Annotated in this window: 7 protein-coding genes; 2 read left to right on the top strand and 5 right to left on the bottom strand. The window is 29.5% G+C overall.

Annotated elements, in window-relative coordinates; all coding sequences use genetic code 11:
* Positions 1-193: 193 nt before the first annotated feature.
* From purE to BPP43_RS08815, 3 genes are all read right to left on the bottom strand, one after another.
* On the bottom strand, positions 194-682 hold the full coding sequence (purE, locus tag BPP43_RS08825; protein ID WP_014934006.1) for a 5-(carboxyamino)imidazole ribonucleotide mutase: 489 nt from the start codon (positions 680-682) through the stop codon (positions 194-196).
* Between the two features lie 355 nt (positions 683-1,037).
* A complete protein-coding gene (locus BPP43_RS08820) occupies positions 1,038-4,190 on the bottom strand; it encodes a glycoside hydrolase family 2 TIM barrel-domain containing protein (protein WP_015274752.1) in 3,153 nt (1,050 codons plus the stop codon).
* A gap of 15 nt (positions 4,191-4,205) precedes the next feature.
* On the bottom strand, positions 4,206-5,651 hold the full coding sequence (locus BPP43_RS08815) for an amino acid permease (RefSeq protein WP_015274751.1): 1,446 nt from the start codon (positions 5,649-5,651) through the stop codon (positions 4,206-4,208).
* A 285-nt stretch (positions 5,652-5,936) separates the two neighbouring features.
* On the opposite strand from BPP43_RS08815, the gene BPP43_RS08810 reads away from it, so the two are divergent.
* A complete protein-coding gene (locus tag BPP43_RS08810) occupies positions 5,937-7,259 on the top strand; it encodes an NfeD family protein (protein WP_015274750.1) in 1,323 nt (440 codons plus the stop codon).
* Positions 7,260-7,303: 44 nt separating this feature from the next.
* Here BPP43_RS08810 and BPP43_RS08805 read toward each other — a convergent pair whose 3' ends face one another.
* Complete coding sequence (locus BPP43_RS08805; protein WP_013244085.1) at positions 7,304-7,534, bottom strand: hypothetical protein; 231 nt, start codon at positions 7,532-7,534, stop codon at positions 7,304-7,306.
* Positions 7,535-7,825: 291 nt separating this feature from the next.
* Between BPP43_RS08805 and BPP43_RS08800 the strand changes: the two genes are divergently transcribed.
* Positions 7,826-9,409, top strand: coding sequence for a peptide ABC transporter substrate-binding protein (locus BPP43_RS08800; protein ID WP_015274749.1), 1,584 nt, complete (start codon positions 7,826-7,828; stop codon positions 9,407-9,409).
* A 63-nt stretch (positions 9,410-9,472) separates the two neighbouring features.
* Here the strand turns inward: BPP43_RS08800 and BPP43_RS08795 are convergent, their stop codons facing one another.
* Positions 9,473-13,219 (bottom strand): phosphoribosylformylglycinamidine synthase, encoded by a 3,747-nt coding sequence (locus tag BPP43_RS08795; RefSeq protein ID WP_015274748.1) that lies wholly within the window; start codon positions 13,217-13,219, stop codon positions 9,473-9,475.
* Between the last annotated feature and the right edge of the window lie 9 nt (positions 13,220-13,228).

The following is a 13,228-nucleotide window of genomic DNA, read 5'->3' as shown; positions in this document are numbered from 1 at the left end:
AAAAGAAGCAAAAGAACTGCATTAAAAAAAAACTAGCTTTTAAGCATATTACAAAATGCAGATATTATATTATATTAATACATATTCCAACATATAGAGTGCACTTTCTCGAAGCGTGCCCGAAGGGCGAAAACTTTTTGACGAAGTCCGCACAGAGTTTATACTTAATCCTCGCCAATATGTTACAACTCTATTAAATACCAAAATCTATTGGCTTCTCGTTATCTGATATAAAATCTTCTTTCATCTTCTTTCTATATTCTATTAATTTATTTCTCACACTCTCATATTTTAAAGACAACATTTCAACAGCAAGCATACCTGCATTATAAGAATTATTTATACCAACCGTAGCAACAGTTATAGGCTTTGGCATTTGCACTATAGAGAGTAAAGCGTCCATTCCGTCAAGTACACTAGCACTAATAGGAACCCCTATTACAGGAAGTATTGTTTTAGAAGCTATCACTCCAGGTAAATGAGCAGCAAGCCCAGCACCAGCGATTATAACTTCGAAGTTTTGATTTTCTATATCTTTAATAGTTTTCTCAAGATGTTCAGGCACTCTATGAGCAGACAATACAAAAGCCTTATATTCAATACCAAACTCTTTTAAACATAATGCAGCATTTTTCATTTTATCAGTATCGCTTCTGCTTCCAAAAATAATAGCTACTTTCATATATATAACTCCTATAAATAAAAATTTTGAAATAATTATATATTCTATTGTTTATTTATCAATATTTCTATGTTCATAAGGCTTAATAATATTAAAAAGCTCATTATCATAAAGTTTTTTATTAGTTTTAATTTATATATTATAGCATATAATATAACCATGAATATTTATATTGATTTAAATTTATGATCAGATTTTGAAAAAAATAAATATATATAATATTAATAGCATCAAAAAATACTAATTTTTTTATTTAATTTAAAAATATTATACTTAAATAATCTTTCAACACAATTTTTATATAAAAATAGATATGGTTATAATATTACAACCATATCTATTATTTTATATATTATTATTTATATCTTCTCTTTGCTTCTATATAATCTGAAACCTCTTTTGCAGAATATGCACTTAACCTTACTTTAAACTCAAAATCTTCAAATTTACATCTATAAGGCTCCAATTGATCCTGTCCACATGAATGAGTACCAAGTCCGTTTTGTTTATATTCCAATCTAAATGATATAAAATCACTTTTTTTGATTTCATGTCTATGCTTAGCTTGCTCCAAATCACTAATAGTATAGAAATGGGCACTAAAATCCATACTATTTTCAGCTACAGCCATAAGCCCTATTTGACGCATACTCTGTAATCTTACCCATTTAACATCTGTTCTGTTTCCATTCTCTTGAGGTTTTACATAATTAGTATGAGTTGATTCTACATCTGAGTCATATACCCCAAACAAATTAGCTTGTTTTGAATCAGAATAAGATTCACCAGGTCCTCTTCCATACCATCTTAATAAATCATATTCCTTAGCTATTTCAAAATCTAATCCTATTCTTGGAAGCATTTTAGGTATAACAGATAATCCTCTCATAGCCTCACTAGCAGAACCTTCAGATGATAATAGAGATGGGTGAGGCTCTTTCATACCAGATGCCTTTCCAGATACAGATAATAATACATTACCATCATCTAATACTTCATATATATACTTAGATTCATAATACCAAGCAGCATTAGGGGCAGAGTTGATAGTATCTACTTCTATTATTATAGAATTGTTTGTTTCTTTTAATACAACACTCTCGGTAGATTCTCTCATTAAATGTACAAAGTATTGTTTTTTCCACTCTTCTAATATATACATATCATTATCTATAGGAGCTCTCCAGAATCCTAAAGCAGGCCCTTTTCTCATAATAAGCTCACCATCATAACTCCAAGTAATTATATTACCCAATACCTTATCAAATCTAATTATAGATTTTCCGCTATGTATTTCATACTCAAAATCTTTTTCTATCACTTTTGGTTTAGAAGTTAGATTAATAACAGGGCTTTCTTTTTTAACAGGCAATAAGAATTGTGCTGTTGCTATCTTATGCTCAGTATTTGCCCATGCATTTTCTTTTCTTAATTTAAATACTATATTTAGATAATAATCAACACCAACTTTAACATTAAATTTTTCTACATTAATAGCAAACTCTTTAGAAGTATACGGTTTAATACCTTTAATCTCTTCATAAATAGTATCACTGCATATGATTTCATTTTCAGAATTATATATGCTCCAGTTTAATTCTAAATGGTCAAGAGTGATGAAGTCATATCTGTTAGTTACTCTTATTTTATAGCTACTACTGTCTATCATTTCAACTAAAACAGGTTCAAATATTTTTTTAAGCTCTATCAAACCAGGAGAAGGTACTCTGTCTGGCATCAATAAACCATCAATACAGAAGTTTCCATTAGTAGGGTCATCGCCAAAATCTCCGCCGTAAGCATAATAAGCAGTTCCATTTTCATCATGCTGCAATATACCATGATCATACCATTCCCATATAAATCCTCCCTGTAAAAAAGGATATTTATAGAATAATTCTTGATATTCTAATAATCCTCCAGGTCCATTACCCATAGCATGACAATATTCACATAAGATATGAGGTTTTGTTGTAGTAGCAATAATATCTTTCATCAATCTTCCAGGACTATATCTCTCTTTTATCCAAGTATACATAGTGCTATTTACATCAGCAACCTCAACCTTCATATCTCCTTCATAATGAACTAATCTTGTAGGGTCTTCTTTCTTACAATATTCTGCCATAGCTACAAAATTGCATCCAAATGCAGATTCATTACCCAAAGACCACATAATTATGGAAGGGTGATTCTTATCTCTTTTTAGAGTTCTTATAATTCTATCTAAATAAGCCTCTTCCCAATCCTTATCATCTGTAATCCAAGTATAATGTGTAGATAATTCAAAACCATGACATTCCAAATCAGCTTCGTCCATTACATAGAATCCTAATTTATCAGCTAATTTATATAAATAAGGAGAATCAGGATAATGTGAAGTTCTTATGGCATTGATATTATGTTTTTTCATTAATAACATATCTTTTAATATGTCTTCTTCAGAAACTACTCTTCCGTATACAGGATGATAATCATGTCTGTTCACACCCTTTATTAAAATAGGTGTTCCATTAACTCTAAATTGTTTATTTTTAGTATCAACATCTATATCTCTGAAACCTACACAATGAGTAATAGTTTCTATAGTATTATTATTTTCAATTACATTTATAATCAATGTATATAAATTGGGTTCTTCAGCATTCCATAACAATATATTTGAAACTTCTTTAGAGAATTTTATGTTTTTGTTTTCAAAATTAGTCTCTTCTTCAAATACTATATTATTATTTTTATCGAGCAGTTTAATCAAAGCCTTTCTATTTTTACAATCTTCATAAGCATACAATTTTACTGATAAATCTGATTTGGTATAATTATCTTTCATAAAAGTATTTATAGCAAAATCAAATATTCCTTTTTTAGGTTCTACTAAAAGCTCAACATCTCTAAATATTCCGCTAAGCCACCACATATCTTGGTCTTCTAAATAAGTACCATCAGTCCATTGATAAACCTTGACAGCAATTAAGTTTTCACCCTCTTTTACAAATTTAGATATATCAAATTCTGCTGTTAATCTTGCCCCTTTAGAAAATCCTGCAAACTCTCCATTAACCCAAAAATGAAAACCAGAATCAACACCATGAAATCTAATTATCATTTTATTTTTAATATCCTCTGCAGAAACATAAAAATATTTTCTGTATAATCCAGTAGGATTGAATGAAGGTACATAAGGCGGTCTTATAGAAAAATTGTACCATAAATCAGAATAATGCATCTTTCCATATCCATCTAATTGCCAGTTATGAGGTACAGATACTTTATTCCAACTATCATCTAATAAATAATTCTCTTTCTCAAAATTTTTAGGTGCATAATCTGGAGATTCTACAAACCTAAAATCCCAAACTCCATTTAAAAGTGAATAGCCATAAGTGTTGAAGTTATCACCATATAATGCTGATTCTTCATCTCTATATGCTACAAATGATGTTCTTGCATCTAAACGATTTCTATGCATTAAATGAATATTTTCAAAATCTTTATATTCTCTTTTCATTTTTAACTCCATTTATTATTTATTATTCTTTTGTCCTCTATACCATAATAGAAAAGCAAAACCTAAAAATATTACTACACCGCCAATTTGATATAATACAGCAAATACAGGGTGAGGTGTTCCTTTAGGCAATGTACCTCCTTTCATTAATATAAATATAGACTCTAATGGCACTATTGATATGATAAATGTTATAGAAAATAATATAAGTAATAACACGCCGAACAATATACCTATAATAGGATTATTAGATAATTTAAAATCTCTTTTTGTTTGCTCATGATTTTTTCTAAAATTAATATAAGCTACTAAAAAGAATAATACAGGTAATAGAGATGTAGAAGCTGTCATATTTATTAAAAATTTTAATAATCCATCAACTTCTCCTATTCCAAGACCAGGTATGATTAATATAACACTAACAACTATAGCCTGTAAATATAATGCATTAACAGGTGTTCCGTCATCAGTAAGTTTTGTAATCTTTTCAGGCAATATTCCCTTAGGTGTCTCAGAGAAAAATACTTTTACAGGTGCTGATGCCCATAATACCAAACTTCCTGCAGAAGCTAAAAATAAAATGAGTCCTACAACATTAGAAATTCCTTTAGTTATACCAATATTAGCACCCAATAAATTAAAAGCATCATACATAACATTACTATAGTTATTTTCCAATATATTAGTTGGTATAATAAGTCCAACAGCTATACAACCTAAAGAATAAACTACTCCAACAAACAATGCTGAAAATATCATAGTTCTTATAAATGACTTATTTCCGCCTTTTAAATCTTTAATATATACTCCTATACTTTCAGCTCCTCCAACAGCTTGTAATATCCAAGCAAAAGTTGCTATATAATTAAAATCAAATTTTGGTGTTATTGTCTCTGCTGAAAAAGTTTGAGCTGGTTCTTTGCCAAATATAAATACCAAAGCAAATGCTATTACTATAAATACTATACCCATAATCAATCTTGCACTGCCGGATATATTTGTAACCATTGATATACCTTTAGCACCTTTTGTAGTAATAAAAGTAGCTATCCATAATAGTATAATAGAAATTATAGATACCAATAAAGAACCTTCTTGAGGAAATATGTTTTTACCTAAAAATGTGTATGATAATGATATTATCATTCCAGGTAATATTGAAGAAAAGAAAAACAAGTTTACAAAAAAGTAAGTCCAAGAAGCAACAAAAGCCCATTTATCACCTAAAGAACTTTTTATCCAACTTGTATATCCTGACTCACTATCTGGATTGGCTGAAGCAAATTCACCTATCATTAAAGAAAATGGTATGAAGTATGCTATTGTAGCAAACATAAATGATGGAATACTAGCAAGACCTATGCTTACACTGTTGTTAATAACTTGGTTAAAGCTAAATATAGCAGTAAAAGTCATCATTAACAGGGCAAAAGATCCTATAGTTTTTCTATCTTTCGACATTGTATAACTCCTATATTGAAAAATTCATAATATAGATTATATTCACTAAATTTCATTAATCAACAAAAATTCTTATTTTTTTACAAAAAATCACAAAAAAATAAGTTTATTTATAACAAATTACTATAAAAAGTTTTTTTATAAATTAATTTACGTAACAATATTATAAAATTAATAATTTATATTAAATATAACTTTGTTAAAAAACAAATATAAATAATTAGACTTTTAGATATTTTTATTTTAATATATAATAAAATAAATAACATAAACGGACGAACAATTATGAAAAAAGTTTTTTATATAGCTATTCTTTTTACTCTTATTTTCTCAAACATATATGCAAAAGATAAAGTGTACGTTATAAAAAAATTAGAGTTTCAGGAGGTAAATAGATGGTACGCCTCATATATAAAAAATGGATTAGAAGAGGCTAAAAAAAATGATGCTTCTTTGATAATACTTGAAATAGACACACCAGGCGGACTTTTGTCATCTGCATTAGAGATAAAAAACGCATTGATAGAAAGCGATATACCAGTGGTCGCATATATAAACAAAAATGCATTGTCTGCAGGAGCTTTGATATCTTTGAGTTGTTCAGAGATTTATATGTCTGACGGTAGTATCATAGGGGCTGCTACACCAATATATCTTCAAGGCGGAGAGCCAAAGAAGGCAAGCGAAAAAGAGGTCAGTGCTATGCGTGCTGCTATGAGGGCTTCTGCTGAAAACTCTAAAAAAAATGCAAAGGCTGCTGAGGCTATGGTTGATGAAACTATTGTATTAACTAAAAGAGATGACGGAATTGATTTGGACGATAAAACACTCCTTACATTGAGTGCTGATGAGGCTATAAAAATAAATATTGCAAATAGCAAAGCAAACTCTGTAGAAGAAATATTAAAAATAAAAAATATTGATGATTATGAGATAATAAATTTTGAAGAAGGTCAGTATGATTTTATTTTAAGATTTTTAAGTAATCCTGCAGTATTAAGCATATTAATATCAATTGCTATAGCTGGAATATATTTAGAGATAAAAACACCTGGTTTTGGCGTAGGCGGTGTGGTTGCTATAGTATGTTTCTTTTTGTTTTTTACGGCACAATTTCTTATTGGCGACAGCGGATTTATTTCGCCTGCGGTGTTTGTGCTTGGTATAATATTGCTTGCTTTAGAGATTTTTGTTATACCTGGTTTTGGAGTTACAGGAATTGCCGGAATAATTGCTATATTTGCAAGCATATTTATGTCTTTTGGTATAGCTAATATATCTCAGGCTGTATTTGTAATTTTTGTTTCACTTATCATAGACATTATACTTATTATATTAATGGCAAGATTCATGACAAAATCTAAAGTTTTTAAAAGTAAAATGTTCTTAGAAACAGATACATCAGGATATCATTCAAGCGAGTCTTATGATGATTTACTTGGACTTGAAGGAATAGCTTATACACCTTTTAGACCGTCAGGAAATATTTTAATTGATGATAAAAAATATGACGCTATTAGTGAAGGTGAATTTATACAAAAAGATGCCAAATTAAAAGTTATACTTGTAAATGGAAATAAGATAGTAGTAAAAGAAATAAAAGAATAACAACAATATGCAGATAAGTTTACCTGCATATTGTAATTATATTTTTAAGCTAAAGTACTGAAAGCTCTTACTGAAGCTATATCTATTCTAAGTTGAAGTATATATCTTTTACCATCTCTTCCCATAGCATAAGTATATCTGCTAGAAAGAGGAGACATATTTTGAGCCTGCTGATTCATATTAGTAGGTTTTACTTCTACTATATTTGGCTTAGTATTAATTGAAGTAGCACTCATTTGCATAACATTGTTAGAAGATATACCGCTTATAGTCATATAATTTCTCCTTAAATTAATTAACTATAATAATTAACGGCAATTTATAAAAAAGTTTAGTATTTTATTTAATTATTTAACAAAAATATATACATTATTTTAATATGGTTTATAATTAATATATTGGACAATTTATGGAACTTTTTATATTAAGAAATATATTTTTTTATTTTCTCTTTACTCAAAGGCATAAAATTCCGCCAGACATGTCAATCTAAAGTAGGCAGTTAGTCTATATAAAAACAATCATTATAATAATTTTATTTCCAAAAATTAATCAAAGGACATAATATGAAAAAATATATTTTAATATTATTTTTTATAATAATATCTTGCAGCAAAAATAATACAGATAATTCTCTAATAGTAAATATAGGTCCAGAACCAAAAACTCTAGACCCAACATATACAGAAACCTATGACGGTTCAGCATATATAGCACATACATTTGAAGGATTAACTTCAAGAGATAAAGATGATAAATTAATACCGGCAGTTGCTGAAAGTTGGGATATTAGCGAAGACTATTTAACATATACATTCTATTTAAGAACAAATGCTAAATGGTCTGACGGTAAAACAGTTACAGCTAATGATTTTGTATATGCATGGCAAAGAGCAGTTGATCCAAAAGTAGCAAGCTCTGTAAGCTATCAATTAAACCCAATAAAAAATGCATCAAAAATCATAAAAGGAGAATTGCCACTAACAGAACTTGGAGTAAAAGCTATTGATGACTATACATTAGAAGTAAACTTAGAAAGCCCTACAGCATATTTCTTGGATTTACTTTCTATTACAATATATAGCCCGCTTAGAAAAGATATAATAGAGAAATACGGCGATGCTTGGACTCAAGAAGAATATATAGGAAATGGACCTTTTTTTGTTAAAGAACATATAAACAATGATAAAATAATAATGGAAAAAAATACTAATTATTGGAACAAAGAAACAATAATACCTCAAACAATAACATTTTCATTATTAGATAATCCAAATACAATAGTAGCATCTATACAAGATGGAACATTATTATTTGGAAGCAATCCTCCATTACAAGACATACCAAAATTAACAGAAGAAGGCTATATTGATTATGTACCTTTGCTTGGAATATATTTTCTCTCTATAAACACAACAAATGAAGTGTTAAAAAACAAGAATGTAAGAAAAGCTCTTTCTTTAGCAATAGACAGAAATTATATAGTAGAAAAAGTTACAAAAGGAAATGAAATACCAGCTGCTGCATTAGTACCATATTCTGTATTTGATATAGATGGTTCTTTCAGAGAAAAAGGCGGAAATTATTTTAGTGTAAATGAAAATGATTATCAAAAAAACATAGAAGAAGCTAGAAGACTATTAGCAGAAGCAGGTTATAGTAATGGCAGCAACTTCCCTGTGTTGGAATATAGCGTAGAATCTCAAAGTTCATTAAATATATTTGAAGCTATTCAGCAGATGTGGAAAGAAAATCTTAATATAGATACTAGAGTTAATCAGCTTGAATGGGGAGTTTTTATGCAAACAACTAGAGGAGATAAAAATTTTGAAATAGCACGCTCTGGTTGGATGGGTGATTATAATGACCCTATGACATTTTTAGATACATTTTTAAGCTATAGCCCTCAAAACACTGGAAGCTATTACAACAAAGAATATGAACAATTAATTCAATCAGCACTTACTAATGGTGATAAAATATCTAGAATGCAAACATTACATAAAGCAGAAGATGTATTAATGGAAGATATGCCTTTTATTCCTTTATATTTTTATAATAGAGTAATACTTGTTAGACCAGAATTAAAAGATGTTATGATAAGCAATGTAATACCTCCAAGATTTTTCTATGCTTATGTAGAGAAGTAAATTGATTTTTTATAATAAAAAAGGGGGAAACTAATCCCCCTATTAAAATAATTAATTTAATAATTATTTGAAATAATTAACTCCATTTTCAAATATGTTGTAAATATCTTTTGTGATTATGTTTTTGTATAGATTATTTCCGTATCTCTCACTATGCCCCATTTTACCAAATACTTTTCCGTCTTCTGAAAGTATACCTTCTATTGCATAAGCTGAACCATTAGGATTAAATCTAAACTCATTAGTAGGTTTTGACTCAAAATTAACATACTGAGTAGCAATCTGTCCTTTTTTGATTAATTCTTTTATTATATCTTCATCAGCAAAGAATCTTCCCTCACCATGAGAAACAGGTACAACTAGCTCACTTCCTAAAGGTATGTTATATAACCAAGGAGAATTGTTTGATACTACTTTTGTTGTTACCATTTGAGAAATATGTCTTCCTATTTTGTTAAATGTAAGAGTAGGAGATTTTTCTGTAATGTTTCCTATTTTTCCATAAGGAAGAAGCCCTGATTTTATTAATGCCTGAAAACCGTTACATATACCCAAAACAAGCCCGTCGCGTTCTAAGAGCTTATGTATATATGTTTTTATTTTTTCATTTGTAAGTATTGCAGAGATAAACTTTCCAGAACCGTCAGGCTCATCTGCCGCACTGAAGCCTCCTGGAATCATAAATATTTGAGAGTTATCAATTTTTTTAGACATCTCTTCGATTGATTCTTTTATATATTCTGGCTTAATGTTTCTAAATACAAAAATATCAGTGTTTGCTCCAGCATCAGAGAAAGCTTTTTGAGTGTCATATTCACAGTTAGTGCCTAAGAATGCAGATATTAAAACATTAGGTTTAGCTGTTTTATTTTTGCATATAAATGGTGCTTCTCTTTTATATTCAGCTAGCTGGTAAGTTTCTATATCCTCATAAGTTTTATAAGGGAATACTGTTGATAATTTATCAAGCCATAATTTTTCTAATTCCTCTAAATCCACTATTTCACCGCATACTTTTATTTTGTATTCATTAATAGTTTTTCCTATAAGTATAGCATTTTTATAATTTAATTCTTCTTTAGTCTCCACTATAAATGAAGCAGGCATTAAGTTAAAGAAATAAAGCTCATCTTTTATATCAACTCCTATTCTGTTGCCGAAAGACATTTTTGTTAGAGCTTCAGCAATGCCTCCGAATTTAATAGTGTAAGCTGATAATATTTTTTTGTCTTTTATATTTTTATGTATGAATTCAAAATTCTCTTTTATTTCTGCCACATTAGGCATATAGTTTTCAAGCATATTATGCTTTATTAAATACACATAATTATTAGAAGATTTGAACTCTGGAGATATAACATCATTGCTATCAACAGTTGATACTGCAAATGATATTAAAGTTGAAGGCACTGATATATTATTAAAAGTACCGCTCATAGAGTCTTTACCGCCTATAGCAGGTATATCAAATTCAGTTTGTGCATATATTGTGCCGAGTAATGCCGAATAAACCTTACCCCATTTTTTAGGGTCATTACCTAATTTCTCAAAATACTCTTGAAATGATAATCTTATCTTTTTGTAATCAGCACCAATAGAAACAAGTTTTGACATTGATTCTATTACAGAGTATATTCCTCCATGAAACTCTGACCATTTCATTATAGAAGGATTATAACCCCAAGATATAGCAGAAGCAGTATTTATTTGTTTGGCATTGTTGTCAAATATAGGTATTTTTTGAATGCTTACATCGCTTGGAGTCATTTGATATTTTCCACCGAAAGGCATAAGTACAGTAGTAGCCCCTATTGATGAGTCAAACATTTCAATGAGTCCCTTTTGAGAAGCAACATTTAAATTTTCTGCCATATTAAACCAATGCGATGTTAGAGAACATGCATTCTTTGTGTTAAATGGATTATTTTCAAAATTAATATCTTTAAGAATAGCATTAGTCTCTTGTTTAGCTCCGTTGGTGTCTAAAAACTTACGGCTTATATCTACAATTTTTTTTCCTTTTAAATACATTACAAGTCTGTTAGTGTCTGTTATAGTGGCAACCTTTGTAGCTTCAATATTTTCTTTGTTGGCAAGTTTTATAAAATTATCTGCATCCTTACTTTCAACAACAACAGCCATTCTCTCTTGTGATTCTGATATAGCAAGCTCAGTGCCATTTAATCCTAAATATTTAACAGGCAAAACATCAAGATTAATGTCAATTCCGTCTGATAATTCACCTATAGCAACAGAAACTCCTCCCGCACCAAAGTCATTACATTTTTTTATTAATTTAGTAACCTCTTTATTTCTAAATAGTCTTTGAATCTTTCTCTCTTCTGGAGCATTACCTTTCTGTACTTCTGCACCGCAAAGCCTTAAAGATGTATCAGTGTGGCTTTTTGATGAACCAGTAGCCCCGCCGCAGCCGTCTCTTCCTGTTCTTCCTCCAAGCACTATAACTATGTCTCCTGCTTTTGGCTTTTCTCTGCGTACATAATCCACAGGAACAGCTCCAACAACAGCACCTACTTCAAGCCTTTTTGCCTTATATCCTTCATCATATATCTCATTAACTAAACAGGTTGTAAGCCCTATTTGATTACCGTAAGAAGAATATCCTGCTGCTGCAGTTGTTGTTATTTTCTTTTGAGGAAGTTTTCCAGGTAAAGTATCTTCTAATTTTTCTAATGGATTTGCACTTCCTGTAACTCTTATAGCCTGGTATACATAGCTTCTTCCAGAAAGCGGGTCTCTTATAGCTCCGCCCAAACATGTAGAAGCTCCCCCGAAAGGTTCAATCTCTGTAGGGTGATTATGAGTTTCATTTTTAAACATTAATAAATATTTTTCTGTTTTGTTTTTTCCATTCTCATCTATAGCATCAACATCTATATAAATAGAACAAGCATTTATCTCATCAGAAATCTCTAAATCTTCAAGTTTTCCTTTTTTCTTTATATATTTAGCAGATACAGTTGCCATGTCCATTAAATTAATATCTCTTTTACTGTCAACATCTTCTCCGTAAAGCTCTTTTCTCATGCTGTAATATTTATTAATAGCATTAAGTATCACTTCTGAAAAATTACTCTTATCATTTTCTAATTTTACATCATTAATCTTTGTCATAAACGTAGTATGCCTGCAATGGTCAGACCAATATGTATCAAGAACTTTTATCTCTGTTTCTGTTGGGTTTCTTTTCTCTTCATTTTTGAAATAATTCTGCACAAACTCTATATCTTTATAAGTCATAGCCAAATCAAGATTATCTCTATATTTGTGAAGCTCTTCTGTATTTAAGTTAATAAAGTTTTCTACGTCTTTTATATCATCAGCTTTTTGATGAGGCTCTATTTCTAATTTGCTTAAATCTTTTTCTCTGCTTTCTACTGGGTTAATATAGAACTTTTTTATTTTCTCTATTGTGATGTCATCTATATTTCCATCAAAAAGTATAACCTTGCCGCTTACTATAGTTACTTCTTCTATATCATTATAAATAAGCTTCAAACATTGTAATGCAGAATCAGCTCTCTGGTCGAATTGTCCAGGTAAATATTCCACAGCAAAATGTTTTAAACTCTCAAAATCTTTTTTTTCAACTACCCTATCTGTTGGAGGCTCTGAGAATATTACATTAATAGAGTTTTTTAATTTACTTTCCTCTATATTAAAAATGTCATAAACATTAAGAAGTCTTACACCACTTTTTATTTGGAAATTCTCTTTTAATTGGCTTTCTAATCTCTTAGCTTCTAAATCAAAACCTTCTTTTTTCTCTATGAAGATACGATAGTTCATTGAATATAC

It is taken from the genome of Brachyspira pilosicoli P43/6/78, assembly GCF_000325665.1.
Lineage (GTDB): Bacteria > Spirochaetota > Brachyspiria > Brachyspirales > Brachyspiraceae > Brachyspira > Brachyspira pilosicoli.
This window is presented reverse-complemented; position numbering and strand designations above follow the sequence as displayed.

Coding starts and splice junctions, on each gene's coding strand:
- purE (WP_014934006.1), bottom strand. CDS start 682: ATGAAAGTAGCTATTATTTTTGGAAGCAGAAGCGATACTGATAAAATG.
- BPP43_RS08820 (WP_015274752.1), bottom strand. CDS start 4,190: ATGAAAAGAGAATATAAAGATTTTGAAAATATTCATTTAATGCATAGA.
- BPP43_RS08815 (WP_015274751.1), bottom strand. CDS start 5,651: ATGTCGAAAGATAGAAAAACTATAGGATCTTTTGCCCTGTTAATGATG.
- BPP43_RS08810 (WP_015274750.1), top strand. CDS start 5,937: ATGAAAAAAGTTTTTTATATAGCTATTCTTTTTACTCTTATTTTCTCA.
- BPP43_RS08805 (WP_013244085.1), bottom strand. CDS start 7,534: ATGACTATAAGCGGTATATCTTCTAACAATGTTATGCAAATGAGTGCT.
- BPP43_RS08800 (WP_015274749.1), top strand. CDS start 7,826: ATGAAAAAATATATTTTAATATTATTTTTTATAATAATATCTTGCAGC.
- BPP43_RS08795 (WP_015274748.1), bottom strand. CDS start 13,219: ATGAACTATCGTATCTTCATAGAGAAAAAAGAAGGTTTTGATTTAGAA.